Raw genomic sequence first — 25400 nt, 5'->3', positions numbered from 1 at the left:
AGCACTGCGTCGCCCACCAGGGTGATGCCCCCATTCGAGGAGGTCCAGATCTCGGTCGGCTTGCTCGCCGTAGTCGATGACGTACTTACCGCCGCCCCCACGGCGAGTGCTAAGACCGCAGGAATCGTCATCGACGACGCGGCCGTCACCCCACAGTACGTTCGGGTTTTCACACCGGCACGCGAACTCCACGCTGTCAGGCAGATCGCACTCGGCAGCCTGTTCAACAACTTCATCATCATCCCGCTCGCACTGCTCCTTTCCGCATTCGCACCATGGGTGTTGCCGTGGCTGCTGATCATCGGCGGCACCTATTTCTGCTTCGAGGGTGCGGAGAAAGTCACCGAATGGTTCGGCGCCCACCATGAGGCTGACGACACTGAACCGCGGGATGAGCGAAAACTCGTCTTCGGCCCTACTCGCACCGACCTGATCCTCAGCACAGAGATCATGCTCATCGCACTGGCGGGTCTCGATCCCGATTTCGGGACCGGTTTGACGCTCGGCGCCCTGGCGGTGATCGGCCTCGGCGCGCGCATCGTGCGGTCAATGCCGGCCGTGTTCCGGCTCATTCTGGGCCTGAGCATTGTCGCGATCTTTTCCGGAGTGTCGCACTTTCTGGAACGGAATCGGACAGACCGCGTAGCGGCCTGACGAGAGCCTCGTGGGCGTCGGCGTGCTGCTCGCCGTCATCCACTAAGAATCTGAGGATGCTTCTGCGTCTACCCGGGCTGCGAACTCCTCCATGCCTGTGGCGATGTTCTCTTGTCGAGAGTCGTCATCTTCGGGGTTGTCAGGAGCGTCATACGGCCAAGACATGTACACGTTGGGGTCGATCACGAGGAACGCGGCCAGCGAGCTGCTCGGGACCGCTTCATAGTCGCGCACCTGCTCGTCTGACTGGTCCATGCCCATCCAGGCGATACCCGTGTTTTCTGGCAGGACAACCCAGCCTTGACCGCGGAACACCTCGGCGAGATCCGGTGGGACGCTGGCATGCACCTGAGCGAAACCGCGGGTGGTGAGGGCCGGTGCGAGAGTGTTGAGGAGTTCCCGGCACACCTGCGCGGATCCACCGGTGATCAGCAACTCGAAGACGGCGGTGCCGTGATCGCTGACGATTGCATCGTCGATGTCATCGTCGGTGGAGTCTTCGTCGAGCTGATTTTCGTCAACGTAGCTGTCCGGTTCGGTGACAAGAGCGCCGAGAAGCCGGCCGTCATCGGTTTCGGCGACGAGGGCCAAAGCCATGGACTCAATTTGGAGTTCGATGGTGTCGTCGAAATAGATCTCAGGCGCGTCATCGACTTCGGCCTGCGGGTGTTCAGCGAACAACGCGACGAAAGCGGTCCGATGCTTCTTATTGAGGCGTCGGACTCGGAAGCTCAGTTTCTCGCTCATGCTTGAGCCTCTCGACGATGTTCTGCGTGCTGTCATGCTCCGGTATCGGAACAATCGAATTTATCATGCGGGCCAGAGCAACATTGGCACTCAGCTCCACACCTCCTCGTCCTGACGCTCATCGTCAGGGGAGCATACTTCCGCTTCTATTTCTTGATCTCGTGCCGAGACGAAGAGTTTTCGCATGGCGCCAAGGTAGCCCGCTGCCAATGAACGTGGCTACTGTGGCGAGACGTTCGTCTTGCGATCCGAGCGGGGCGAGAAAAACAGAATCGAGACCGATCATGGGAAAACTCGACGGCAGGATCGCGCTGGTGACAGGCGGTTCCGTGGGTATGGGCGCGGCGGATGCGACGCTGCTGGCAGCAGAGGGAGCCCGGGTCATCGTGGCCGACATAGCCGATGACGCCGGACAGGCGCTGGCGGATTCGATTGGCGGCGTCTACCGACACCTCGACGTGGCAGACGAGGCGCAGTGGAAGCAGGTGGTGGCCGACGTCGACTCCACCGTCGGTCACATTGACATCCTCATCAACAACGCCGGAATCGTCGCATTCACGCCTGTTGCCACCACAGAGTTGGAGGAGTGGAACCGCGTCATCGGCATCAATCTGACCGGAGTCTTTCTGGGCATCCGCTCGGTCGCTGAATCAATGAAAGCTGCCGGCGGAGGGGTCATCGTCAACGTGTCGTCCACCGCGGGAATCATGGGCTACTCCAACCTGAGCGCCTACGTTGCCAGCAAGTGGGGAGTGCGCGGACTTACAAAAGCCGCGGCCCTGGATCTCGGCGCTGACAACATCCGCGTAGTCTCGGTGCACCCTGGCGGCATCCGTACACCGATGACCGCGGGTATGGAAAGTTTGGAGATGTACGCGGGGCAGCCGATCCCGCGCATTGGCGAGCCTGAGGAGGTGGCGAAGCTGATTCTGTACCTGGTCGCCGACGCAACCTACTCCACGGGCACCGAATTCATCGCCGACGGCGGTGCGACGGTTGGGCAAGTCCTGAACGTGTGAGCGTCAGGTCGCCGGTTTCGACCCCTGCGGAGTGACGACCACCTTGCCGAACGCACGCCCTTGTCAGAGGGCAGGGACGCCCATCCGGCGCCCGGTCAGCAGGCCAAGCGCAACGCCGATAGTCGCGACCCCAGAAGCGTGGGCACTGCTCCGCCAACGCATATAGCGGCCGTCCGGAGCAAGCGCCTACCGTGACTGAATAGTCCAACTCGACGATTTGCTGCTTCAGTCGCCTTGTCTCGGCCTGCGCGTCAGAAGCCGTTTCCGAAAGGATGGCACAACACGGTCGGGCAGATGATGGGATTTCGATGGGAAGTTTCTTTGGGATTTTCCATCTTCTCGGTATTGCGGTTTGCTCTCCGTGCCGCTTGGATGCTGGAGATGAACGGTTCTCATGTCCCGAGTCAATGACGCGCCGGTTGTGGCGGTTCCCGTCTCCCGCGCGACAGGGGTTATGGTCGCGGTGCTCCGCGTCGGTGTTGCACTGATGTGGATCCAGAATGTCGCCTGGAAGATCCCTCCGGACTTCGGCCGAGCACAGGAGAACGGACTTTACTTCTGGGCGAGCCAGGCGATCGCCCATCCTGTTCTACCGCCCTACTCCTCACTCGTCGAAGCCGTCATCCTGCCCAATATCGAGGTCTTCGGGTGGTTCACCCTCCTCGTCGAAGGCGGACTCGGGGCTTTTCTGCTCATCGGCCTCGCCACGCGTTTCTGGGCTGTCGTCGGCATCGGCCAGACCCTGGCAATCACGCTTTCAGTACTTTTCGCCCCGAACGAATGGCACTGGTCGTACTATCTCATGGCGCTCGCTCACCTCGCGATCTTCGCGACCGCAGCTGGGCGAAGCTATGGAATCGACGGTGTCCTTCGCCAGCAGTGGGTGCAATCCTCAGGGCGCGCGGCCCGACTGATGATGAGGCTGTCATGAGGCGATCACCAGCCGGCTCGAGCGCCTTCGACCGCGCTAGCGTCCTTCTCGGCCTGGCCTCACTTGTGTTTGCGGGCTTCGTGTTCGGCGCCCAGCTTCCGACCGAATTCGACTTCGTGCACATCGGGGCAACTGGTGCTGTCGTTCTACTTGTGAGTGGCACACTCGCCATCGCCGGCGGTGCCACTCGGCGCCCCGCGCTCTACGCTGCCGCCGGTGTTCTGCTGACCGTCGCCGCGCTCGTGCAACTCGCAGGGCTCGCGGCGTCTTTCAGGCCGCTGGGGGGCGACGCCTCTACCATGGCGGTCACCGGTGGTCTCGGCCTCGGGCTTCTCATGCTCGCCCGCGCTGTCCGTTCGCTCATTCGCACCCACGATTCCGACGAAAGGTAAGCCGTAATGGACCTGAATTCACGCGTTCAGCCCGTGCTCGACGTTGCACGAACTCACGCCCACGCAGTAGATGCGGATGGGCGTTTTCCACATGAGGCCATCGCGGCCCTGCGCGAGTCCGGTTTGCTCGGACTCACTCTGCCCACTGAGGTTGGTGGTCTTGGTGCGGGGCCACGCGAGCTTGTCGAGGTCATCAGCCAGCTTGCGGGAGCGTGCGGGTCGACCTCCATGATCTATCTGATGCATGTGAGCGCTTCCATGCCCGTCGCAGCCGCACCGCCAGCGGGGATGCCCGCACTCCTCGAGGATCTCGCCAGTGGTCGCTCTCTTGCCTCCCTCGCGTTCTCTGAAGCGGGTTCCCGCTCACACTTCTGGACTCCGGTGTCGCGCGCGACCTCGACGTCAGACGGAATGCATATTTCGGCGAAAAAGAGTTGGGTGACCTCCGCAGGCCACGCGGATGTCTACATCATCTCTACCGGGACTGCGGATGCCGAGACCGTCGACCTGTTCGCGGTCCCGGCAGATAGCCCGGGGCTCAGCGTTGACCGGCCGTGGAGCGGTATGGGATTGCGTGGGAACTCCTCGAGCCCGATGACCATCGACATGGATTCTTCCGAGGGATTCCGTCTCGGGACGGCCGGTAGCGGATTCGGGCTCATGATGAGTTCTGTTTTGCCGTGGTTCAATCTCGGCAACTCGGCTGTGTCTATCGGGCTCAGCCGTGCGGCCGTCGACGCAGCGGTGAGGCATACGGTGGGAACCCGGCTGGAGCATCTCGACCAAAGCCTGTCAGCGCTACCGACAATTCGGGCGCAGTTGGCGAAGATGTCAATCGATCTCGCGAATGCGAGCGCGTACCTTGATCGGGCCGCTGGTCGCGTGGCTGACCCGCAGGAGGATACCCCCCTATTCGTGCTCGGCAGCAAGGCATCATCGAACGATGCCGCACTGCGAATTACGGATGCCGCGATGCGCGTCTGCGGCGGTGCGGCGTTCTCGGAGCACCTGCAAATAGATCGGTACTTTCGCGATGCCCGCGCGGGCCACGTGATGGCTCCGACATCCGATGTGCTCTATGAGTTCTACGGCAGGGCGATCACTGGCCGCCCACTTTTCGACGCCCCGGAAACCGTCGCGGCACCCGCCGCCCAAACTCGTGACACTGCCTCTACGGGTGCTGCAGCGTGAGTGCGCCCCTGATCATCGGCTCCGTTGCGTACTCTCCCAATGTCGTACCCATCTGGGAAGGGATGCGAGACTACTTCGCCGAGACCTCAACGCCGATCGACTTCATGCTGTTCTCAAATTATGCGAGTCTGGTGGACTCCCTCATCACGGGAACAATCGATCTCGCGTGGAATACCAACCTGGCCTGGGTGCGCACTGTCGCCCAGACGGATGGAGCATGCCGTGCACTCGCGTCCCGGGATACGGACCTTGTGTTCCAGACGGTGTTCGTCGCCCGAGCAGGCAGCGGTTTCACCGGGCTGGAGAGTCTTCGTGGACGTCGACTTGCCCTGGGGTCACGCGATTCAGCGCAAGCCGCCATCCTTCCCGTGCATTTCCTGCGTGAGGCGGGGATCGGCGAAACGGATGTCGATCTCACTCGCATCAATAGCGATGTCGGGAAACACGGTGATACGGGCAGGAGCGAACTCGACGCCCTTCGCGCGGTGCTCGAGGATCGGGCGGATGCTGCGGCGATCGGCATCAACACGTGGCAAGCGATCGGTCGCGGTGAGCTCCTCCCCGGCGCGTTCGAGTCCTTCTGGATCTCCCCCGAGTACAGCCACTGCACCTTCACCGCCATGCCGTCGCTGACGATCGACCGGTCGGACGAGTGGGTGGCAAACCTATTCGCGATGGACTGGGAGAACCTCGAACATCAGCGAATCCTCGAGATGGAAGGCCTGCGGGCGTGGGTGTCGCCGAAACTTGACGGGTATGCCTCGCTCATCGCGGCCGTGCGGGAACAGAAAGTATCGGACCGATGGTGACCGCGAGCCCTCCGGTAGGCGCGGGCCTGCTCCTCGACCTGGTCGAGAACGTGAGCCGGGTGGCAACAGGCCGTACGGCTTCTGTCGACTTCGGGACATGCGATCGGGAGGCCGCCCTGGAACTCATCTCAGCGTGGTGCCTTTCGAGTGGGAATGAGATCGTCAGCATGGTGGGGTCGGCCATCACCGTGCTCCACGGCCGCTCGCCCGACCCGCTCGCCGGGCTCGATCCCGGTCAGCTCCCAGGATCCCGGGTCTGGGTATACACCAATTTCGATTGCAATCTGGCTTGCGACTATTGCTGCGTTCGGTCGTCTCCGAAGGCAGAGCGGAGAGCCATCGGAATGGATCGAGTCCGGCAGATCGCGCACGAGGCTGCAGATGCCGACGTCAAAGAGCTCATCCTCACCGGCGGAGAGCCGTTCTTGCTGAATGACCTCGACGAGTTGGTCAATGCCTGCACGAACAAACTGCCCACGACGTTGCTCACCAACGGCATGCTTTTTCACGGCAGGAGGCGCGAGCGCCTGCGTCGAATGGACCGCTCCCAGCTCGTGCTGCAGATCAGTCTCGACTCTGCCACATCCGAGATCCATGACAGCCACCGCGGCTCCGGGTCCTGGGCCAGGGCCGTCGCGGGCATCCAAATCGCACACGACGAGGGATTTCGAGTCAAGGTCGCAGCCACTTTGCCGGCCGACCAGATGCACGAACTCGCGCCGTTTCACGCCTTTCTCGATACTCTCGGTATCCTGCGGGACGACCAGGTAATCCGCGCACTCGCCCACCGCGGAGTCGCTGAATCCGGCATAGAACTGACCGTTGACTCGCTCATACCCGAGGTGACGATCACCGCCGACGGCGTTTACTGGCATCCCGTTGCCGCCGACCACGACGACCAATTCGTAACGGGAAACATCTTCCCGCTTGCAGATGCGATCGCTGAAGTGACCCGCCGATTCATCGCGCATCGCCGTTCCGCCAACGCAATCTCGGAATGGTTCCCCTGCGCGTGACCGTATCGGCTCGGCGAGCATCCGCGTGGTCTCGGTTCACCCGGGCGGCGAATTCAGGTGGTGTGTGCAACACCGGTTTGATTTGTTCGATTCGAGATTGGTGTGGCGAGGACTTCTGCGGGCGTTCGGTAGCCGTGGCGTGTGCGGGGCCGGCGGTTGAGCTCGGCGGCAACGTTCTCGAGGATCCCGGACCCTCCGGCCTCTGGTGAGACCCTCCGGCCTCTGCGGTCGCTGTGTTGCCCGCCCTTACCGCAACGCGGTGGCAACTTCCAAGCGCAACGATCCACGACCTTGAACGTAGAGTGCCTGGTAGATCGTCTCGTGTGACACCTGTATCTCCAGATTCTCCGTATGCTCGACTTTCAGTCGACCCGCAACCTGTTCCGGGCTGAACCGATCGGTGAGCATCACGGTGACCTGTTCCCGTAACGCTAATCCGTCCAGCTTCCGGGCTCTTGGCCGCCGAGCCCTTGCCCAGGTCTGCTCCTGCGCGAGCGAGGGCACGTAGCGGCCGGCGACCTGGTTGCTGGTCACCTCCCGACTGATCGTCGACGGCGCCCGGCCCAGTGCCGCTGCGATGCGACGCACCCCGTGACCCCGGGCGAGCTGGAATCCGATCTCTTCTCGCTCTCGCAACGATCAAAGTCCGACACGGGCGACACTGAAATCCTGAACCGGTGATGGCAGCACCTTCTGATGCTCGCTTAACCACCGATACCCAGTAGGACGCGATACCCCCTCCCAAAGCCCCGTCTTTCCGGTCCATCTTTCCAGTACAGAGGATGTCCATTCTCCCTGGAAAAGCTAGCCCCAGCGCCACGAGTGGCCTACCTTGGGGACGAGCGGAATGCCCCGGAGGCCAATTCGCTACCGCCGTATGTCGGCGGGCACCGCTATCGAGTAAGGAAGCTCACCGTGGCATACAACGTCGCCCAGAAACTCATCGCGTCGCACCTGGTCTCCGGGGAGATGGTGCCGGGGACCGAAATCGGCCTGCACATCGACCAGACCCTCACCCAGGACGCGACCGGGACCCTGGTCATGCTGGAGTTGGAGGCGCTGGGACTGGATCGCGCGCGCACGGATGTTTCCGTGCAGTACGTCGACCACAACCTGTTGCAGGCCGACAGCAAGAACGCGGAGGACCACGACTTTCTCCGCTCCGCCTGCCAACGGTTCGGCCTGTGGTTCTCGAAGGCCGGGAACGGGGTGTCGCACCCCACGCATATGCAGCGGTTCGGCATCCCCGGTAAGACGATGGTCGGCTCCGACAGCCACACCCCGGCCGCCGGCTCGCTGGGGATGCTGGCCATCGGCGTCGGCGGCACCGAGGTGGCCCTGGCCATAGCCGGCGAGCCCTTGTACATCAGGATGCCCGAAATCTGGGGCGTGAAGCTCACCGGACAACTGCCGCCGTGGACCAGTGCCAAAGACGTCATCCTCGAAATGCTGCGCCGGCACGGCGTCAAGGGCGGCGTCAACCGGATCATCGAATACTACGGCCCCGGCCTCGCCACCCTGACCGCGATGGATCGGCACGTGATCGCCAATATGGGCGCCGAACTGGGCGCGACCACCACCGTTTTCCCGGCCGACGCTCAGGTGCAAACCTTCCTGCGCGCCGAACAGCGCGAGCAGGATTTCACCGAACTGCTCGCGGACGAAGATGCAACCTACGACGTGACCGGGGAGATCGATTTGGCTTCTATCGTGCCGTTGATCGCGCTTCCCAGCTCGCCCGGCAACGTCGTGCCGGTGCGCGAAGTGGCGGGGCGCCCGGTGGGACAGGTCGTGATCGGGTCGTCCGCGAATCCGGGCCTGCGCGATTTCGCGATCGTGGCCGCGATCACGAAGGGGCGGCAGTCATTCCCCGGCCTGTCCCTCGACGTGAATCCCAGCTCCCGGCAGATTCTGCAGGACATGACCATCATGGGGGCCACCCTGGATCTGATCGGGGCGGGGGCTCGACTGCATCAGTCCGGCTGTATGGGCTGCATCGGCATGGGCCAGGCCCCAGCGAATGGCAGCATCAGCCTGCGCACGATGCCGCGCAACTTTCCCGGCCGCTCGGGCACCCAGGAAGACTCGGTCTACTTATGTTCGCCGGAGACGGGGGCCGCCGCCGCGCTGACGGGACAGATCACCGATCCGCGGGACCTGCCCGGGCTCTTCGGCTTGGAATATCCCCAGATCACACTTCCGGCGGTGTCGCGCGTGAACCTGGCGATGCTCGAGAAGCCCTTACCGCCGGAGGAATCCATAGCGGTGCACCTGGTCAAGGGCGAAAACATCTCCTCGTTGCCGGTCTTCGGACCGCTCTCCGAGCACATCGAGGCACCTGTCGCCCTGATCGTGGGCGATGACATTTCGACGGATGAGATCCTGCCGGCGGGTGCGCGCGTGCTCCCTTTCCGCAGCAACGTCCCCAAGCTCGCCGAATTCACCTTCGACCAAGTCGACCCGACCTACCCGACTCGCGCTGCCCAAACCCGAGATACGACCGGCCACATGATCGTCGCCGGTGCCAACTATGGGCAGGGCTCCTCTAGGGAGCACGCCGCGATCACCCCGCGCTTCCTAGGATTAAGGGTGGTGCTGGCGGTCTCGTTCGCACGCATCCACTGGCAGAACCTGGCCAACTTCGGCGCACTGGCGCTCCAGTTCGCGGATGCGGCCGATCACGATCGCATCGCGCAGGATGACGTGCTCGTGCTCGACGGGATTCGTGAGGCGCTCTCGAACGGAACGGAGATCCTCGTGCGCAACATAACCCGTGATGAGATCTACTCCGTGCGCCACGAACTCTCGACCCGGCAGATCGAGATGCTCCTCGTCGGTGGCCTCATCCCGTGGCTGCGCACCCGGAGCGCGCGCGGAGCCGCCGTTCCTGAGGAAACCAAATAGGCCCGCGCAGTGTCATTTTGCGGCAAATTTTCATTCTGTGACGGTAACCGCCCCCAGTGCCCGACCGATCTCAATATCGCATGTGACGGTGAATACCAGACCAGCCACGAGGGCGCGTCCGTCGCCGGTGATGCCGGCCGGGGACAGTCGCTCATCGTCTGGGCCTTCACTGAAGGTCGCGCCGCAGCAGCAGCCGTCGATCGTTTCTTGGAGGTGAGACGCAGCTGCCCTCCCCAAGCCAACGGACCACCCCTTCGCCATCTAATTGACCTTCAACCCAACCGCGGCACTATGCGCCTAGACCGCGCGGAAAACGGAGATCAACAAGCATGAGATCCTCGAAAATCAGCAGACTCAACGCGCTGGCAGCGTGGCCGGCTGGGAACTGAGAACGGGCGGCACCGACCAGCCACGCGCGGCAATCACAGCACCGTTGACACGCGCACAGCGGTAGCGGAGCATGAGGGAAATGGAAGTTGAGAACGACATGCAAAAGAAGTCGCTCACCGCACTCGTGCGCCACCATCTCAATCACGCACGGGACGCATCCAGCGGTCGCAGCGCGGAGACCGTTTACGGCGGCCACGTGCACGTCCTCCGGCAAACGCTGATCGCGCTCCGTGCCGGGCGACGCCTTGGAGAACACGACAACCTGGCTGAAGCAACCGTGCAGGTCCTCGAGGGGCGGGTCGTTCTCACCTCGGGTGGCGCATCGTGGTCTGGATGGCGCGGGGACCTGATCACGATGCCGCCGGGCCGCAACTCGCTGGAGGCTGTCGAAGACGCGGTCATCCTGCTCACCGTGGCGAAGCTCATCGCTCCGGCGCGGCGTCCTCCGCCGATTGCACTCGGCAAGCCGACGGCAGATGGGGGCCGTGACGGGACGACCGAGGGGACGGACACCATCGTGCTCGACGCCCGCACCATCCCGCACGCCATCCGGCACGCGGCCGTCTTCGGCGCGCTCGACGCCGTTGTGCCGGGGTTCGCCCTGGACGTGATCGAACCGCACGACCCCCAACGGATGCTGGCGGAACTTCAGCAGAGCCAGCCAAACACTTTCGACGTGAGCTACATCGAACGAGGTCCGGAGCTCTGGCGGGTGCGTTTCAGCCGCGCTTAACCGACAGAGCCGACCGGTGAATTCGGGGAAGTTGTTGGTGGCCAGGAGGCGTTCGATCTCTTGGCGGCCGTCATCGCGCCAAGTGATTCCGTTCCACTCCAAATATTTCCTCACCTTGGCCGCCAGAATCGTCAACAGTACGCGGCACGCTGAGGAGCAACCAAACCACCTGCATTTCCAGTCAGGAGAACCGAATTCCCGTGGAGTAAACGCGATGGGGAGACCATCCCTGCGGATGATCTCACCGGAAACCGTGTGAATAGCGACTAGCTGAAGGAATCTCCACAGGCGCAACTGCTGCCCGCGTTCAACAGTGGAGACCCAGGCAGATCAGTCACCAGCTGCGGATCGATTTCCCGGGACAGCCCGAGATGGACGTCGTGCACGAAAGTATCTATCGGGCTCTGTATTCGCCGCACGCAAACGGGCTGTCCCGGGGAATGGCCCGTCACCTCCGAACCGGGCGCCGCGGGCGTCCGACCCACCGTCACACGGCGAAACGGCGTTCGAGGTTCTCCGGCCCGCTGCTGGGCGAGCGCCCCGTTGAGGTCGACACCCGACTGGTTCCCGGCCATTCGGAAGGCTCCCTGATCCCAGGTCGTCGAACGGCGCAGCCTGCGTCGCGACGGCCACCGACAGCCCCGCGTCCACCCCCTCCCAAAGCGACAAACGAACGCTCAAAGGCGACAACGGTCGAGCCATCAACAACACCCCACAGAACTCAGTGTGTTGCGCTCACCACCTGAACTCGCCGACGACCTCATTGGCGTGATGTCCACCTTGCGGACGGCACGCCCTTCTCGGGTCATCATTGTCGACGTAGCGTAGGCGGGTAATTCCCGGCGGCACGGCCGACAAGCTGCACGACCCCCTCGTGCAATTAGTCGCGTCGCTGGCCGCCAGGGTTACCTGCATCTGGGGTCAGGAAGACGATGTGGAGCGCTCCTGCTTATGGGAGGACATGCCCAGCGGTCGTGAAGAGGCGGTACCACTCCTCACGGCTGAGCGGAATTTCGGACCCTGCGGCAGACTCCACCACTCGCGCGGGCTTGGTCGTCCCCAGGACCACCTGAATGTTGGCCGGGTGCCTGGTGATCCAGGCGACCGCGATCCCCGTCGGCGTGACCCCGTGGGCGGCGGCGATGTCATCGAGGGCGTCATTGAGCGGGCCGTAATTCTCCCGGTCGCCCACGAACACGCCGTCGAAGATGCCGCTCTGGAACGGCGACCAGGCCTGCAGGGTGATGTCGTTCAGTCTGCTGTACTCGAGGAGCCCGTTGTCGCGGTCAATCGACTGGTCCAGCCCTGCCATGTTGGCAGCAACTCCCTGCGCGATCAACGGCGCGTGGGTGATGCTCAGCTGCACCTGGTTGAAGGCCAGCGGCTGGTTGACCGAACGCTTCAGCAGTTCGATCACCCCGGGCGTCTGGTTGGAGACACCAAAGTTGCGCACCTTTCCCGCGGCGTGCAGCGCGTCGAACGCCGCAGCAACATCCTCGGGCTCGACCAGAGTGTCCGGACGGTGCAGCAGCAAGATATCCAGGTAGTCGATGTTCAGCGCCGCGAGAGACTCGTCGACCGAGCGGAGGATGTGCTCCTTGGAGAAATCGAAAAAGCCCTGACGGATGCCGACCTTTGACTGAATGATGACCGCCTCACGCTCTGCGTCCGTGAACGTGACCGCGTCACCGAACCGCTTTTCGCAGCCGTGCGCGCCACCGTAGATATCGGCGTGATCAAAGAAATTGATGCCGGCATCCCGCGCGGTGCCGACGAGAGCGCGGATCTCCTCATCGTCCATGTCCGAGATCCTCATCATCCCGAGAATGACATTGGATGCCTGCAGATTCGTACGTGGAGGGTTGTATATCTTCATCAGACCATCCTGCCCTACTTCGAATTTCTGCCAGCTCGCGCTCAAAGACTGTTGGAGAGTTTTCGCGCGCCACACTTACGTGGTCAGCCGGTGGCCGCGATCGGAAAACCAAAAATGAAGGGGAAGCCTTGGACCGAGTGCATTTTGCTCCGGCGGGTGGGGTGGCGACTGGCACCGGTAAAGGGTCAGAGCGAAGTTCGGGATTCACCAAAGGTCTCGGGAACTCTTGATTTTTTTCGCGACTCGACGCCCGAATGGAGCCAGATACCCGTGTGATCAGCCTCGCCGAAAGCGCCGAATCGTCCACCATAGACTCCGTCGACGCAGCCCTGCACCTCATCCTCTCGCCCAACACGGGCCGGCACCACATCGTCAAGAACCGCGCTACCAACTACGTGGGCTGGCGCTGTTATCACGTGCATACCTAGAAGTGCTACTGGCCACACGTGAACGACTCCTGGCGGCCACACCTCTGCTGATGCTTCTGCAGATTGTTCTACTTCCCATCTACCTGCTGCTGTTCGCCGGCCCGAACACCTCTCGATGATCGAGATCGAGCCGTTCCTCGGGGCGTTCCTCGTCTTGCTCGTGATTTCCCTGTTGGTTGCGGTCACGGTTCAATGGGTTGGCCGTCGGCACCGGTTCGGCCGGGCAATCGAAGCTGAGCAGATCCCAGATCGCGGCGGTGGGCACCCGGATTGCCTCGCTTCTGCTGGTGGTGGTGCTGTACATCGCGTTCCCGGTCATCATGGTCGTCGTCGGGTTGTCAGCGAATCGACTCGCACGCCTGGACGTGCCGGCGACTCGTGCGCTCGTCTTCAGCGGGTCCGTCCGCAATTCCCTGGTGGTGCTCCCTCTGGCACTTGCGCTACCGGAGTCCTTGTCCGTGGCCGCACTGGCCGTGGTGACCCAGACCCTCGTGGAGCTGGTCGGCATGGTGATCCATGTGCGTCTCGTACCTCGGCTCACCGGGCGTGCACGCCGTCTGTCGGGCCGGTGACGGCCGCGTCACGTCTACTCCAGGCACGGCCCGTCGCGGAGGTGGACCCGTGCGCCCCAATCATCGATCGCGTGCCACAGCCCGTTCGGCTCTGCCACCCGGTCGATGTCGGTGCGGGCGTTCCAGAACGGTCCACCCTCCACGATCAGGCACTGCCCCGCATCAACCCGCACCTCACTCACAGTCCCGAACAGCAGCACCCGCTCCCTCGGTTGCACCGTCACGGTGCCCACGTCGGCTGTGCCACCTGCCGCCTGAATGTCCATCGGGATCTGTCCGGCGTTGCGCAGCGTTCCGCAGCCGGGGACGGGTCCCCCGCAGGTGTTCGACCCGGGGATGACGAGCGAGACGGCGAGCACACCGGCCACGGCCAGCAGCGGCAGCCCGAACAGGGCGAACGTTCGGCCTCGGTGGCCCCGGGCCGTGCCCGGGTCACGGGCACGGACCGCTGTGCGGTCCCGATCAGCCATCAGAATGGCTCACTTCGGGCCGCGGTGATGTGGGTTCTGCTCCGGAACATCGTTCGCGGAGTTCTTGCGCACGGCGCGCCGCCGGAACGCTTTGTCGACCTCCATGATCACGAGAAGACCCAGCGCCAGAAGAACGCCGACCGCCAGTTCGGCCGCGCTCAGAGGTACGGTGCCGAAGATTTCCTGGGCGAACGGCAGGTAGACCACGGCGAGTTGCAGGACGAGCGCGACCAGAATCATACTCACCAGAACCCTGTTGCCGCGCAGCCCCGTTCGCCAGACCGGCTCGACGAACGAACGGCTGGCGAGGGCTCGCGCGAGTTGGATGAAGGCGAGGCTCGTGAACACGATTGTCGCTAGGAGGGCCTCGGCTTCGGGAGTGATCGAGCCGCTGTCGCCGCCCGCGCTGTACCAAACGACCCAACCTACTGCGATCAGCGCCCCCCCGATCACCGGACCCAGCCAAGCGATCTGAGTCCCGATGCCGCGACTGAGGATGCTTTCGGTCGGCTTGAAGGGAGGCCGTCGCATCGTGTCCCGCTCGGCCCGCTCGACGCCCATCCCGAGCCCCAAGAGGCCATCCGTGAGCAGGTTGGACCACAGAATCATGATCGGGAGAAGATACAGCGGCAGTCCGAAGAGCGGCGGGATTGCCACGATCAGCACTTTCGCGAAGTTGCCTGAAATCGAGAAGCCCACGAAACGGCGCACGTTGTCGTAGACGACCCGCCCCTCCTCAACCGCGGCCACGATAGTGGCGAAGTTATCGTCGAGCAGAACGACCTCGGCGGCCTCTTTGGCGACATCCGTTCCTGATCCCATAGCCACACCGATGTCGGCCTTCTTTAGTGCCGGCGCGTCATTCACCCCGTCACCGGTCATCGCCACGATTTCGCCGTTGGCCTGCAGCGCCTCGACGATGCGCAATTTGTGCTCGGGAGACACTCGCGCGAAAACGGAGGTGGTGCGCACTGCGATGCGCAATGTCTCGCTGTCCATCTGCTCGAGCTCGCGCCCGGTCAGGGTGAGGCCGTCCGGTTCGGCGATGCCGAGATCGACGGCGATGGCACGCGCCGTGCGGGGGTGGTCGCCGGTGATCATGATGGGGCGTATTCCTGCCGTCGCGCAGCGCGCGATGGCATCCCGAGCTTCCGAGCGGGGAGGATCAACCATCCCGATCAGCCCGAGCAGCACGAGACTCTGCTCGGCCTCCTCCCCCTTCCCCGACGGTGGGAGTTCCTCGAGGCCGCGTGCGGCGACGGCAAGCACTCGGAGGCCTTTTTCGGTCATCTGCTCGATGGAGGCGCTGAACCGAGTTCGAGCTGCGTCGTCCAGCGGGCGGACACGCCCGTTCTGAACGATCCGGTTGCAGTGCTCTGGGATACCATCTCCGGCACCTTTGACGAGGGCGAGGAAGGGAGCACCCTCTGCAACCGTCATCAGCGTGTCAAGAAGACGGGAACCACCCTCAGGGGTGCGGTGCAGTGTCGTCATGCGTTTTCGGGTCGAGTCGAAAGGCACTTCGCCCACTCGCGGTAGTCCCGAGTCGAGATCTTCCTTGCTCATGCTGAACCGATCCGCCGCGAGCACGAGGGCGCCCTCGGTCGGATCGCCGACGGCTTCAGGATGTTCAGATCGCCGGTCCAGGACCGCGTCGTTGCAGAGGGCTGCGGCAGCGAGCAGAACCTGACCGTCATCATTGAGTTCGGGGGTCGCGCCCGCTGCGAGGTCGAAGCTGTCGCGCGGCGTCTCGAGCACAGTCACGGTCATCCGGTTCTCGGTCAGCGTGCCTGTCTTGTCCGAGCAGATGACGGTGACGGAGCCGAGAGTCTCCACCGCGGCAAGCCGCCGCACCAGCGCCCGGCGGACGAGCATCCGTTGGGCGCCGAGGGCCAGCGTGAAGGTCAGCACAGCCGGCAGACCCTCGGGGACGATTGCCACGGCGAGCGAGACCGCGGTGAGGAGAATGAGCGAGGTCTCCTCCCCGCGGAGAAGGCCGGTCAGGAAAACGAGAATGGCGACTGCGACGGCAACGGCGGCGAGAAGCTTCGCCAGCTTGTCGAGGCGTTTCTGCAGAAGCGTTCTCTCCTGCGGGACTTCCTGGATCAGGTTGGCGATGCGTCCGAGTTCGGTGGCCATGCCCGTTTCGACGACGATGGCAGACCCTCGCCCGTAGGTTACGGAGGTGCCCAGGAAGGCCAGATTGGTGCGGTCTCCGAGAGGAATGTCGGTGCCCGGAATCGGGTCAGTGGTCTTGTCGACCGGTTCGGATTCCCCCGTCAGCGCGGCTTCCTGGGTGCGCAGATTGATGCTTTCGACGATGCGCACATCGGCCGGAATCACGGATCCGGTCTCCAAGCGCACGAGATCGCCGGGCACGAGTTCGCGCGCCGATAGCTCACGGACCTGGCCGTCACGCACGACGCGCACGGTTGGCGCTGCCATTTGTTTCAGCGCGGCGATCGCCTTCTGCGCACGGTACTCCTGCACGACCCCGAGAACAACGAACAGAACGACAATGGCGATGATGGCTGTGGCGTCGATGGCCTTGCCCAGGGCCGCAGCCAAACCGGCGGCCACGACCAGGATCACGATCAGGATGGATGACACCTGTTCCCACAGAATGTTCCACACCGACCGACCGGCGCGCTCCTCGAGTTCGTTGTAGCCGGACTCCTCCAGGCGATGAACGGCGATCTTCTCGTCAAGGCCCCAAGTCGCATTCGTCTGCAATCCGGTTATGACGACCGCGACTTCCTGGTCGTGCCAGGCGACCGTTTTGCCCACAACAGTGCTCATGATGTCTCCGCCATTTCATCCTTGTAGTGGTGGTAGCGCGCGAGAATATCCGGTTTGACCCGCTTGAGTTCAGCCGCAGGAAAGCGAGCGAGTAGCTCCCACGCACGGTCGAGAGTCTCGACGAGCGTGCGTGACACACCGGACTGGCCGACAAAACGCTGCTCGAAGTCCTCGGCGAAGGCCAGAAACCGCCGATCCTCTTCCGAAAGGGCCGACTCGCCGACGATCGAGCAGAGTTGGCGCAGTTCCCGACCTCTCGCAAAGCAGGCATAAAGCTGGTCGGCGACCGCTGAGTGATCTTCCCGGGTGCGCCCCGCACCGATGCCAGCGTTCATGAGCCGGCTCAGCGAGGGCAGAACGTCAATGGGCGGGCTGATGCCTCGCCGATGGAGATCCCGCGACAGCACGATTTGTCCCTCGGTGATGTAGCCCGTCAGATCGGGAATGGGGTGACTGATATCGTCGTCGGGCATCGAGAGGATCATCAGCTGGGTAACCGATCCCCGGCGGCCACGCACTCGCCCGGCACGCTCGAACAACGACGCAAGGTCGGTGTACATGTATCCCGGATAGCCCCGCCGACCCGGAATCTCCTCACGAGCCGCGGCCACCTCACGAAGCGCCTCGCAGTAGTTGGTGATATCGGTGAGGATAACAAGCACATGGCGGTCTTCCTCCCACGCGAGGTACTCGGCGGCCGTCAGCGCAGCTCGGGGTGTGAGCAGGCGTTCGACCGTCGGGTCGTCGGCGAGGTTCAGAAAGAGCACCGTCCTTTCGAGTGCGGCGCTGTCGGCGAACTGACCACGGAAGTAGGCAGCCTCGCGTTGCGTGACCCCCATCGCTGCGAAGACGACCACGAAGTCCTCGTCGCTTCCGAGCACCCGCGCACTCGCGGCAATTTGCACCGCCAATTCGTTGGCGGGCAGGCCGAAGCCGGAGAAGATCGGAAGTTTCTGACCGCGCACCAGAGTGTTCAGGCCATCAATCGCCGAGATGCCGGTCTCGATGAACTCGGAGGGGTGATCTCGCGCGACCGGGTTCATCGGCGCCCCATTCACGTCGCGCTCGGCTACCGCCAGCAGCGGGGGGCCGCCGTCGATCGGTACGCCGGCACCGTCGAGGATCCGCCCGATGAGGCCGGGTCCGACAGGCAGTCGGGCGAAAGCACCACGGGTGCGGACGACAGTCCCCTGACGGTCAAGACCGCGGGTACCCTCAAGCACCTGCACGGTCATCTTGTCGCCGCTTACCTCGAGCACTCGACCCCGTCGGACGTCTCCGTCGGGCGCGATGACGTCAACCAGTTCGTCGTAGCCGACGCCCTGCGCCTGCTCGGCGATGAGCAGCGGGCCGGACACATAGGTGACCGTTCGGTGGTCGATGGAGAGCTTCGGGGCGGGGCCGGCTTCGGGCACTGTGGATTTCATCGGAGTTCCTCAAGTTGGGTACGGATGCGAGCGGTCAGATCATTCGAGAGCTGAGCCATTTCGGCTTCGGGCCAGGCGCGCATGCGCCCGATCTCGAGCAGCGTTGGAACGGCCGACGCGGTGTCCGGCGCCACCCCGCGTTCGACTGCCGTCGCCAGTGCATCGTGCGCTGCGTGAATTGCGGTGAGCATCGTGTGCTGCTTGGCGAGCGAACAGGATGCGTCGCCCTCGTCGAACGCGGACTGTTGCAGAAAATCCTCTCGGAGCAGCCGCCCGATGGTGAGAACCACGCGCTGTGGCGCCGCAAGCGCGTCTGCTCCGAGGAGCTGCACGATTTCCAGCAGTGATGTCTCGCGTTGCAGCATGTCCAGCGCCCACGCCCGCAACACTGGCCAGTCCGCGGAGACCTCGTCGGCGAACCATCCGTCGAGCTGGTAGAGGGTGTAGCTGCGAGTCCAGTTGATCGACGGAAAATGACGACGCCTCGCCAGCGCGGTGTCAAGGGCCCAGAATGTCCCGGCCAATCTCAGACTGTGCTGGGTGATGGGTTCCGAGAAGTCTCCGCCAGCCGGGGAGACCGCACCGATGACGGTGACTGAACCTGTCCGATTCTCATCACCGAGGCAGCGGACGGCGCCGGCCCGTTCGTAGAATTCAGCCAGGCGGGTGGCGAGGTAGGCCGGGTAGCCCTCCTCCGCCGGCATCTCTTCCAAGCGGCTCGACACCTCCCTCAGCGCCTCCCCCCAGCGGCTGGTGCTGTCGGCCATCAGCGCAACATGCAGGCCCTGGTCGCGGAAGAACTCCGCAATGGTGATCCCGGTGTAGATGCTCGCTTCACGGGCGGCCACAGGCATATTCGACGTATTCGCGATCAGCACCGTTCGCTGCATCAGCGACGTCCCCGTGCGTGGGTCGACGAGCGCCGGAAACTCCTCGAGCACCTCTGCCAGCTCGTTGCCGCGTTCCCCGCAGCCGATGTAGATGACAACATCCGCCGTCGACCACTTTGCGAGCGACTGTTCGAGCACGGTTTTGCCCGTGCCGAACCCTCCCGGGATCGCCGCTGCGCCACCCCGAGCGATGGGGAAAAGAGTGTCGATGACGCGTTGGCCGGTCACAAGGGGCACCTCGAGAGCGAGTCGCTGCGAGGCCGGCCGAGCCTGGCGCACGGGCCAGTACTGCAGCATCGCCACTTCCTCGTCGCCGACCGTTGCGACCGGTTCGCTGACTCGCAGGAGGCCGGTGCGCAGGTTGCGAACGATTCCGCTCACTCTCGGCGGCACCAGAACACGGTGCGCCATCGCCGCATCCGGCACGGTTCCGAGCAGGTCGCCCGGCCCCACCTGGTCACCCTCGCGAACCGCCGGCGAGAAGTCCCACCTGCGCTCGCGATCCAACGCTGTTGCGCGGGCCCCGCGCGCGATGGTCGCGACGGCATACGGGTCGTCGCCGCGCCTGGCGAGCTCCCTCAGCGGTCGTTGCGTCCCATCGAGGATCTGGCCCAGCAGCCCCGGCCCCAGCTCGACCTGGAGCGGCTGGCCGGTATTCACGACAGGTTCGCCGACCGCGAGGCCCGCGGTGTCCTCGTACACCTGGATGACGCAGCGTTTGCCGTCGATCCGGATCACCTCGCCGGGGAGTTGGGCCGTGCCGACTAGCACGACATCGTAGAGCCGGGCGTGGAGGCCTATCGCCTCGGCCACGGGGCCGGCGACCCGCCATAGGGTTCCGGCGTCGGTCAGGGTTTGTGTGTTCATTACCGGCCTTCTGAGTCGAATGTGATTTCGTAACCGACTGCCTGCCACAGCCGTTGGAGGAGTTGTTCTCGCCGTCCGGAGTCGCCGTGCGGACGCTCCCCGGAGGGGAGTGCGACAACGAGTGGGGGCAGGGTTCTTTCGATACGCCGGAGTAGCGGCGGGTCGAGGGACGTGTAAAACGGTTCATGCACCGCGATCACGCCCACCTCCACGCCCTCGTCGAGGAGTTCGCGGAGTCTCGTACCTGCCGCCTCGGCATCGGCGACGACCATCACATCAGCACCGGCCAGGCGGTACCCGACGGCCAGTTCATCGACCGTCATTACCAGCAAGCGAGAACGCGCATCCGCTGTCACGCTCATCATCGTCGGGCCTTCGGCAAGAGAAGCTGCCCATCGAGGTCACCCGGAGAAGTCCCCAGAGCAGCGCCCTGGGCCAACACCCGGAGATTCCGCGTCTCCAGTGCCAACTCGGCGACGTAAGCGATCGGAATGGCGATACCCGAGGGATCTCCGCGGCGAAACAGCGAGATCTCGTTCAGCACCCGCTGCTGCTCCAAAGCGCGCTGAGTCCTCGCGACGTCGCCGTCGCGCGACCAGGCCTCAAGCGGGCTGTCAAGGTAGCGGGCCGACGCGGAAAGAAGTGCAGCAGCCTCGGTGTCTTCGGCCTGCCTCAACGCCGATTCCAGTGTGGAGGTGACGATTCCGCCACCGGGTAGCCAGGGTGCGACGTCGGGCAGCTTGGACATTTCGCGACGGGACAGTGCGGAACGAAGTCGCAGCAGCGCGATCACGTTGGTTTCGTCGACGCTGCGCGCAAGCGAGGCGCGGAGGTCGACGGCCTCTCTGCCAAGGTCATCAAGTTCGCCGACAACCCATCCCGTGTGGGCTGCAGTGATTGTGCTCTCAAATTGGCCGAGGTTGCCATCACGTTCGTAGGTGGCAAAGGCGTCCACGGTGGCGCGCGCTGTGACGACGTCGGGCAGCTCCCAGCCCGCCAGCAGCGAGACAACAGCAGCCGGCTCGTGTTGGCGAACCATTTCACGGACCAGGAGGTCGGTGAAGGCGCCCACGGGGATGATCTCGTCGAGCACCTGCTCTTCGTCTGCGCTTCGCAGAGCACCACGCAGCAGCACGAGCAGATTGTGTAAGTCGAATCGGGCCAGCAGGAGGTCGACCAGGTGTAGCGCAGTTTCACTGTAGAACCCGCGCATCGACTCGAGTTCGCGGGCTTCGTGCCCTCGAAGTGCGGCGTTCAAAAGCCGCACGCCGCCGCCGCGGGCAAGTGCAGCTTCGGCCTCGGCTCGGAGCGCCGTCGAGGCGAGCGCACCCAGAAGGCCGTCGACGTCGCGTCCCATCAGTTCGGAGAGCTGCTTCTCCCCCATGCGATCAAGCCGCCGGACCCGGAGCCGGGTGTTTCCGTACTCGAAGCGGGGACGCACCCGCAGGATCGCCATCAGCTGCTTTCGCTTCCCGCAGTGACGATGGTTCGTGCATAGAGCATCCGAAGGCAGGGTTCGGCATCGACCAGGCGCTGTTCCAGAGTGTTGATCACAGTGCGGCCATCGGGATCGACCGCGTGGATCCCACCCCAGGTCGATAGTGACGCTTCAAGCGTCACGGGGGGAACGGTGCTCGCCAGCAGCTCCTGAGCAGTGATCGCATCGCGGGGATCCACCCGGATCAGCACGGTGCCAGGGAGTGCCGCGATCGCACCCTGGATGAGCTCGCCCAATAGCCGCGGGTACGCCGGTGAGTGCCGGGCTGACCTCAATTCCTCCGCGAGGTCCGCCCGCAGCGCGAGATAGGCCTCTTCGCGAGCAAGACGGACTTGGCGGACGGCGGCAAGACGGGCGGCTGCTATTCGCCGGCCGGCATCGACCTGGGATTCGGCCGTGGCCCGCAGTTCGAGCTCACGCTCAAGCGCGTGCGCCCTGATGGAAGCCTCAGCGACCGTGGCGTCCGCCTCAGCTCGCAGCGCTCGCAGGTCCGCCGCGATCTCGTCGTCGGCTTCGGCCTGGATGGCCTGAAGCAGGTCTGTGAGCGGCATCAGGCCGGCAGCAGGAGGATCGCCATAGCAGCCACGGCGAAACCAAGGATGACCAGGGTCTCCGGGATCGCGACCAGCAGAATGGCCCTGCCGGCGAGTTCCGGCTTCTCGGCGATGGCACCCATGGCTGCCGCGCCGATTCGGGCTTGAGCCAGCCCGGTTGCCAGCGCCGAGATGCCTACTGCGAGGGCCGCGCCGATTGCGATGAGTCCGATTCCAATGTCCATTTTTTTCTCCTGGGTTATGAGTGTGATTTTCCGAACGGGATGAAGGCTTGACCGCCGCCAATAAAGAACTTCGAGAAGAACTCGACGTAATGAAGTCGTAGCGCTTGGATCATGGGGCTGAAACCTGCGAGAGCGAGGTTGAGTACGTGAAAGAACGTCGCGACGATGATGCCGAGCCAGAGCGGGCCCACGGTGGCGAGCTCGTTGGCGACGATGGCGAGGTATACCGACGCAAGGCCGACGGCGGCCAGCCGCAGATAGGAGAGGATGTTCCCAATCGCGCCGAGCAGCTCCAGCGGCGCCATCATCAGCCCGAGAGTGCCGTGGAGCGACATCACGAGGACCAGGCCGACCACGGTCAGGGCTATTGCCGGCGACATGAATCCCGGCGGCAGGGCGCCTGCCGCAAAACCGGCCAGACCCAACATCCCGCACAGGAAAGCGAACGTTCCCACCCGATCGAGAAGGTGACGGTGCGCGCGGTCCCGCCACGATTGCCACATGCCGAGGACAACGCCGAGCAGTACGTGCGCAGCCCCGATCGCCAGTGCGAACAGCAGGAGCGGCTGCAATGCGTTTGCGTCGCCGCGGTAGAACCACAGCGAGAAGTCACCGAAGAGGTTTTTACCGAGATTGCCCAAAGCCTCTCCGAAGAGGAAACCGAAGATGATCGCCCAGATCGCACCGAACACCAGAACGCTGCACAAGTCGGCGATACCGGGGGAAATCCTGCCAAATTTCCGGCGAGCCCAGAGGCCGACGAGAAGAAGAGCCGTGCCGTACACCACATCGCCGACCATCACGCCGAACATCAACGGCAGGAAAAGCGCCATCAGCCCGGTGGGGTCCAGACTGGCGGCACGGGGGTTGTCCAAAAAGCGGGTCAGAAGTCCGAACGGGCGCGCCACCCGGCGCTCCTTCATCAGCACCGGTGTGCTGTGGGCACGTTCGTCGTGAGGTAGTTCCTCGATTGCGAGCGGACCCATCGAGAGAGCGGCGAGTGCCTCGTGGAAACGAGCCACGTGTGGGCGCGGAACCCAGCCGACGACGGCGAATGCGCGGTCGGTTACCCCGGCCCTGGCGGCGGCGGCGAGTTGTTCGAGTTCCGCGCGAGCGCCCGCAAGCGTGACGTGCCATGCCTCCACGTGCGGGCCGATGAGCTCCTCCAGCACCTGATGCGCGTCAGCGAGCTCCCGCGGAAGGGCATCCAGCCGCGTACGCATCCCTGCCAGAGCTCCGAAGAGAGACTGCCCGGAGTAGGCGCTTGGGAGGGGCAGGTGCCGAACGTGTTCCTGCCCCAGGAGGGCGTGCAGGCGTGCGCTGTCGCTGTGTGAGAAGACGAGCAAACAGCCGATCGCATCCGTGCCGACCCGGGCCGAGGTGAGATCGAAGCGCACTCCGAACACCTCGGTCAGTTCGCGCCGTAACGTGTCGACCAATGTGTCATCCGACGTATTCAGTACCAGAGCCGCGGTGTCCAGCCCGAGTTTCTGTAACTCGTATTCGGGGAGGGCCGCAAGCTCTGGCACCAGTCTCGCCAGTTGCTCCAGCGGGTGCAGGTACCTGGGCAGCACCGCCAGCTCATCCGTGAGCGAATCAAGATGTTGGGCGGCTCCCTGTACCAGAATGCTGATGCGGTCGAGCTCGGCCTCGACGTCGGCCAGGTCGACAGCACCGCTGACGGGATCCGGGTCCCCACGGAGACGAGAGTCACCTCGATCATCGCTGCCGACGAGTGAGAGCAGTGCGTCGAGGCGGGCGACGAGGAGTTCAAGACGCGCCTGCGTGAGGGAGTTGGCGTCATTCAAACCGGCGGCATCGACATCGAGCGCCGGATCGCGGGCAACGTCGACCAATTGCATGCCCTGGAGACGGTAGATACCTTCGAGAACCGCGCTCAGTTCTTCGCGACGGCCCGCGATTTGCAACTTGGCCATGGGGATCAGCATCGGCTAGGCATCCGAACGGTCGAAAGTCTCGGGAGCGGCTACTGCCCGCATCTCGGCGAGCAGGGCGGCTCGCTCGGTGGTCAGCCACAGGTGCAGTGCAGCGATCTCGGCGTCCGCTTCCGCTCGGATCGACCCGGTCTCGAGCTCGCTGGCTGAACTCACTTCCTCGCGGGCGCGCTCCGCGGCACGCGAACCACGGTCTTGGGCTTCGGCAATGAGGCGATCAGCCTCCCGCCGGGCGTCCTGACGGCTCTCAGCTGCAAAGGCGCGGTGCTTCACGGTGTCCGAGAGCGTACGCTCCAAGTCGCGGATGGCGTTGATCGCTCCCGGCATTTTCTGCACACCTCGGGTGGTCACGCGACAACCGCCATTTCGTCCGGCTCATTCATCCGCATACTCTTCGCGCGCATCAGGCGGACCCGGTCCTCCAGCTCGCGTTCGTCGAGAACCAGGGCGATGAAGTCACGTTCGCCTTCGAGTCGGGGTACCACGACGTTCTCCAGTGCGCTCACGCGCCGGGTCGTGCTGGCGATCTCTTCGGCCAGGCGACGCAGAGTGAGTTCGACCGCCGCGAGATCCAGGAGCCGGTCAAGTTGACGCTCGAACGCGTCGCCGGCGACATCGACTCGCGCCGAGGAGAATGGCAGCCCGTAACCGCGGGCCATGCTCGACCGCGCCACCGGGTCGTGGGACAGTTCAGCGATCCGGACCCCGGCCACGGAGCGAGCGGTGAGCTCAACACCGATGCTTGCCGACGCGGCAATCGCGGCGGATCCGACATACTCCGGTCCGTCAAGAGCCAGGGCCTCTCCCAGCGACCGGCGAGCGACTCCCGCGCCGCGCTCGAACTCGCGCATTGCCTCGAGAACGGATGTCCCGAGTCGCTGAAACTCTCGCATCAGGGCCGCACGCTTCTCACTGAGAAGGTCCCTGCCCTGCACGGCGAGTTTGATCTGGCCGCGTCGTGCCAAAAGCTCGCTGCGCGTTGCACTCACATGTTCCATGCAGTCAGTCTTGCGGTGTGGACGTCGGCCACTCGAGACACGACCGGATGAAACCT

Annotated in this window: 25 protein-coding genes and 2 pseudogenes; 12 read left to right on the top strand and 15 right to left on the bottom strand. The window is 64.0% G+C overall.

From position 1 onward, the window contains the following. The first annotated feature begins 24 nt into the window (after positions 1-24). The gene (locus E3T25_RS07640) at positions 25-654 is read left to right on the top strand and encodes a DUF808 family protein (RefSeq protein WP_338145473.1); all 630 of its coding nucleotides are present in this window, start codon (positions 25-27) and stop codon (positions 652-654) included. 42 nt (positions 655-696) lie between these two features. Here E3T25_RS07640 and E3T25_RS07635 read toward each other — a convergent pair whose 3' ends face one another. Further along, complete coding sequence (locus tag E3T25_RS07635; protein ID WP_134373454.1) at positions 697-1401, bottom strand: hypothetical protein; 705 nt, start codon at positions 1399-1401, stop codon at positions 697-699. Positions 1402-1610: 209 nt separating this feature from the next. Between E3T25_RS07635 and E3T25_RS07630 the strand changes: the two genes are divergently transcribed. The 6 genes from E3T25_RS07630 (at position 1611) to E3T25_RS07605 (ending at position 6759) form a co-directional block, all read left to right on the top strand. Beyond that, entirely contained in the window at positions 1611-2420 is an 810-nt protein-coding gene (locus E3T25_RS07630; RefSeq protein ID WP_241980725.1) for an SDR family oxidoreductase, read from the top strand. A gap of 394 nt (positions 2421-2814) precedes the next feature. Then, complete coding sequence (locus tag E3T25_RS07625) at positions 2815-3351, top strand: DoxX family protein (RefSeq protein ID WP_134341957.1); 537 nt, start codon at positions 2815-2817, stop codon at positions 3349-3351. Beyond that, positions 3348-3743, top strand: a complete 396-nt coding sequence (locus tag E3T25_RS07620) for an Rv1678 family membrane protein (protein ID WP_104101606.1) — start codon at positions 3348-3350, stop codon at positions 3741-3743. The genes E3T25_RS07625 and E3T25_RS07620 overlap by 4 nt, the downstream gene beginning before the upstream one ends. A gap of 6 nt (positions 3744-3749) precedes the next feature. Next, complete coding sequence (fadE16, locus tag E3T25_RS17935) at positions 3750-4934, top strand: Rv1679 family acyl-CoA dehydrogenase (protein WP_134373452.1); 1185 nt, start codon at positions 3750-3752, stop codon at positions 4932-4934. Next, complete coding sequence (locus E3T25_RS07610) at positions 4931-5743, top strand: Rv1680 family SBP-like protein (RefSeq protein ID WP_104101612.1); 813 nt, start codon at positions 4931-4933, stop codon at positions 5741-5743. The genes fadE16 and E3T25_RS07610 overlap by 4 nt, the downstream gene beginning before the upstream one ends. Then, on the top strand, positions 5737-6759 hold the full coding sequence (locus E3T25_RS07605) for an Rv1681 family radical SAM protein (protein ID WP_134373450.1): 1023 nt from the start codon (positions 5737-5739) through the stop codon (positions 6757-6759). The genes E3T25_RS07610 and E3T25_RS07605 overlap by 7 nt, the downstream gene beginning before the upstream one ends. 183 nt (positions 6760-6942) lie before the next feature. Here E3T25_RS07605 and E3T25_RS17930 read toward each other — a convergent pair. Then, positions 6943-7497: pseudogene (locus E3T25_RS17930) on the bottom strand (transposase); the annotation flags it as partial. Positions 7498-7674: 177 nt separating this feature from the next. On the opposite strand from E3T25_RS17930, the gene E3T25_RS07595 reads away from it, so the two are divergent. From E3T25_RS07595 to E3T25_RS17805, 3 genes and pseudogenes are all read left to right on the top strand, one after another. Next, positions 7675-9663 (top strand): aconitate hydratase, encoded by a 1989-nt coding sequence (locus E3T25_RS07595; RefSeq protein WP_134373446.1) that lies wholly within the window; start codon positions 7675-7677, stop codon positions 9661-9663. Between the two features lie 72 nt (positions 9664-9735). Then, a pseudogene (gene gltD, locus E3T25_RS17405) lies at positions 9736-9932 on the top strand (glutamate synthase); the annotation flags it as partial. Between the two features lie 200 nt (positions 9933-10132). Further along, positions 10133-10786: a DUF2249 domain-containing protein gene (locus E3T25_RS17805; protein WP_134341952.1), complete on the top strand. Its 654-nt coding sequence runs from the start codon at positions 10133-10135 to the stop codon at positions 10784-10786. A 949-nt stretch (positions 10787-11735) separates the two neighbouring features. On the opposite strand, the gene E3T25_RS07580 is transcribed toward E3T25_RS17805, so the two are convergent. Next, positions 11736-12662 (bottom strand): aldo/keto reductase, encoded by a 927-nt coding sequence (locus tag E3T25_RS07580; protein ID WP_104171202.1) that lies wholly within the window; start codon positions 12660-12662, stop codon positions 11736-11738. A gap of 254 nt (positions 12663-12916) precedes the next feature. On the opposite strand from E3T25_RS07580, the gene E3T25_RS16735 reads away from it, so the two are divergent. Beyond that, positions 12917-13090, top strand: coding sequence for a hypothetical protein (locus E3T25_RS16735; protein ID WP_166784978.1), 174 nt, complete (start codon positions 12917-12919; stop codon positions 13088-13090). Between the two features lie 79 nt (positions 13091-13169). On the opposite strand, the gene E3T25_RS07575 is transcribed toward E3T25_RS16735, so the two are convergent. After that, positions 13170-13355, bottom strand: coding sequence for a hypothetical protein (locus tag E3T25_RS07575; RefSeq protein WP_134373444.1), 186 nt, complete (start codon positions 13353-13355; stop codon positions 13170-13172). On the opposite strand from E3T25_RS07575, the gene E3T25_RS07570 reads away from it, so the two are divergent. Beyond that, positions 13348-13662 carry a hypothetical protein gene (locus E3T25_RS07570; RefSeq protein WP_198412861.1) on the top strand — a complete coding sequence of 105 codons (315 nt, stop codon included), beginning with the start codon at positions 13348-13350 and terminating at the stop codon, positions 13660-13662. The genes E3T25_RS07575 and E3T25_RS07570 overlap by 8 nt on opposite strands. Before the next feature lie 14 nt (positions 13663-13676). Here E3T25_RS07570 and E3T25_RS07565 read toward each other — a convergent pair whose 3' ends face one another. From E3T25_RS07565 to E3T25_RS07515, 11 genes are read right to left on the bottom strand one after another with little or no spacing between them, the layout of a single operon-like run. Next, the gene (locus E3T25_RS07565) at positions 13677-14132 is read right to left on the bottom strand and encodes a hypothetical protein (RefSeq protein ID WP_134373442.1); all 456 of its coding nucleotides are present in this window, start codon (positions 14130-14132) and stop codon (positions 13677-13679) included. Positions 14133-14141: 9 nt separating this feature from the next. Beyond that, complete coding sequence (locus tag E3T25_RS07560) at positions 14142-16931, bottom strand: cation-translocating P-type ATPase (RefSeq protein WP_134373440.1); 2790 nt, start codon at positions 16929-16931, stop codon at positions 14142-14144. Beyond that, entirely contained in the window at positions 16928-18358 is a 1431-nt protein-coding gene (locus E3T25_RS07555) for a V-type ATP synthase subunit B (protein ID WP_134373438.1), read from the bottom strand. The genes E3T25_RS07560 and E3T25_RS07555 overlap by 4 nt, the downstream gene beginning before the upstream one ends. Continuing rightward, positions 18355-20115 (bottom strand): V-type ATP synthase subunit A, encoded by a 1761-nt coding sequence (locus E3T25_RS07550; protein WP_134373436.1) that lies wholly within the window; start codon positions 20113-20115, stop codon positions 18355-18357. Before E3T25_RS07550 ends, E3T25_RS07555 begins: the two co-directional genes overlap by 4 nt. Continuing rightward, positions 20115-20438, bottom strand: coding sequence for a V-type ATP synthase subunit F (locus tag E3T25_RS07545; RefSeq protein ID WP_158250282.1), 324 nt, complete (start codon positions 20436-20438; stop codon positions 20115-20117). Before E3T25_RS07545 ends, E3T25_RS07550 begins: the two co-directional genes overlap by 1 nt. Positions 20439-20476: 38 nt before the next feature. Then, complete coding sequence (locus E3T25_RS07540; protein WP_134373434.1) at positions 20477-21571, bottom strand: V-type ATPase subunit; 1095 nt, start codon at positions 21569-21571, stop codon at positions 20477-20479. Then, positions 21571-22164 (bottom strand): V-type ATP synthase subunit E, encoded by a 594-nt coding sequence (locus E3T25_RS07535; protein ID WP_134373432.1) that lies wholly within the window; start codon positions 22162-22164, stop codon positions 21571-21573. Before E3T25_RS07535 ends, E3T25_RS07540 begins: the two co-directional genes overlap by 1 nt. Continuing rightward, on the bottom strand, positions 22164-22391 hold the full coding sequence (locus E3T25_RS07530) for a hypothetical protein (protein WP_198412860.1): 228 nt from the start codon (positions 22389-22391) through the stop codon (positions 22164-22166). Before E3T25_RS07530 ends, E3T25_RS07535 begins: the two co-directional genes overlap by 1 nt. 14 nt (positions 22392-22405) lie before the next feature. Continuing rightward, entirely contained in the window at positions 22406-24328 is a 1923-nt protein-coding gene (locus E3T25_RS07525; RefSeq protein ID WP_166784977.1) for a V-type ATP synthase subunit I, read from the bottom strand. 15 nt (positions 24329-24343) lie between these two features. Then, complete coding sequence (locus tag E3T25_RS07520; RefSeq protein ID WP_104101650.1) at positions 24344-24697, bottom strand: hypothetical protein; 354 nt, start codon at positions 24695-24697, stop codon at positions 24344-24346. Beyond that, complete coding sequence (locus E3T25_RS07515; RefSeq protein ID WP_166784976.1) at positions 24694-25344, bottom strand: V-type ATP synthase subunit D; 651 nt, start codon at positions 25342-25344, stop codon at positions 24694-24696. Before E3T25_RS07515 ends, E3T25_RS07520 begins: the two co-directional genes overlap by 4 nt. Between the last annotated feature and the right edge of the window lie 56 nt (positions 25345-25400).

Origin of the sequence: Cryobacterium sandaracinum (genome assembly GCF_004403415.1) — a bacterium.
In the GTDB taxonomy this organism is placed as follows: domain Bacteria; phylum Actinomycetota; class Actinomycetes; order Actinomycetales; family Microbacteriaceae; genus Cryobacterium; species Cryobacterium sandaracinum.
This window is presented reverse-complemented; position numbering and strand designations above follow the sequence as displayed.

Coding starts and splice junctions, on each gene's coding strand:
- E3T25_RS07640 (WP_338145473.1), top strand. CDS start 25: ATGCCCCCATTCGAGGAGGTCCAGATCTCGGTCGGCTTGCTCGCCGTA.
- E3T25_RS07635 (WP_134373454.1), bottom strand. CDS start 1,401: ATGAGCGAGAAACTGAGCTTCCGAGTCCGACGCCTCAATAAGAAGCAT.
- E3T25_RS07630 (WP_241980725.1), top strand. CDS start 1,611: ATGAACGTGGCTACTGTGGCGAGACGTTCGTCTTGCGATCCGAGCGGG.
- E3T25_RS07625 (WP_134341957.1), top strand. CDS start 2,815: ATGTCCCGAGTCAATGACGCGCCGGTTGTGGCGGTTCCCGTCTCCCGC.
- E3T25_RS07620 (WP_104101606.1), top strand. CDS start 3,348: ATGAGGCGATCACCAGCCGGCTCGAGCGCCTTCGACCGCGCTAGCGTC.
- fadE16 (WP_134373452.1), top strand. CDS start 3,750: ATGGACCTGAATTCACGCGTTCAGCCCGTGCTCGACGTTGCACGAACT.
- E3T25_RS07605 (WP_134373450.1), top strand. CDS start 5,737: ATGGTGACCGCGAGCCCTCCGGTAGGCGCGGGCCTGCTCCTCGACCTG.
- E3T25_RS17805 (WP_134341952.1), top strand. CDS start 10,133: ATGGAAGTTGAGAACGACATGCAAAAGAAGTCGCTCACCGCACTCGTG.
- E3T25_RS07580 (WP_104171202.1), bottom strand. CDS start 12,662: ATGAAGATATACAACCCTCCACGTACGAATCTGCAGGCATCCAATGTC.
- E3T25_RS16735 (WP_166784978.1), top strand. CDS start 12,917: ATGGAGCCAGATACCCGTGTGATCAGCCTCGCCGAAAGCGCCGAATCG.
- E3T25_RS07565 (WP_134373442.1), bottom strand. CDS start 14,132: ATGGCTGATCGGGACCGCACAGCGGTCCGTGCCCGTGACCCGGGCACG.
- E3T25_RS07560 (WP_134373440.1), bottom strand. CDS start 16,931: ATGAGCACTGTTGTGGGCAAAACGGTCGCCTGGCACGACCAGGAAGTC.
- E3T25_RS07555 (WP_134373438.1), bottom strand. CDS start 18,358: ATGAAATCCACAGTGCCCGAAGCCGGCCCCGCCCCGAAGCTCTCCATC.
- E3T25_RS07550 (WP_134373436.1), bottom strand. CDS start 20,115: ATGAACACACAAACCCTGACCGACGCCGGAACCCTATGGCGGGTCGCC.
- E3T25_RS07545 (WP_158250282.1), bottom strand. CDS start 20,438: ATGACGGTCGATGAACTGGCCGTCGGGTACCGCCTGGCCGGTGCTGAT.
- E3T25_RS07540 (WP_134373434.1), bottom strand. CDS start 21,571: ATGGCGATCCTGCGGGTGCGTCCCCGCTTCGAGTACGGAAACACCCGG.
- E3T25_RS07535 (WP_134373432.1), bottom strand. CDS start 22,164: ATGCCGCTCACAGACCTGCTTCAGGCCATCCAGGCCGAAGCCGACGAC.
- E3T25_RS07530 (WP_198412860.1), bottom strand. CDS start 22,391: ATGGACATTGGAATCGGACTCATCGCAATCGGCGCGGCCCTCGCAGTA.
- E3T25_RS07525 (WP_166784977.1), bottom strand. CDS start 24,328: ATGGCCAAGTTGCAAATCGCGGGCCGTCGCGAAGAACTGAGCGCGGTT.
- E3T25_RS07515 (WP_166784976.1), bottom strand. CDS start 25,344: ATGGAACATGTGAGTGCAACGCGCAGCGAGCTTTTGGCACGACGCGGC.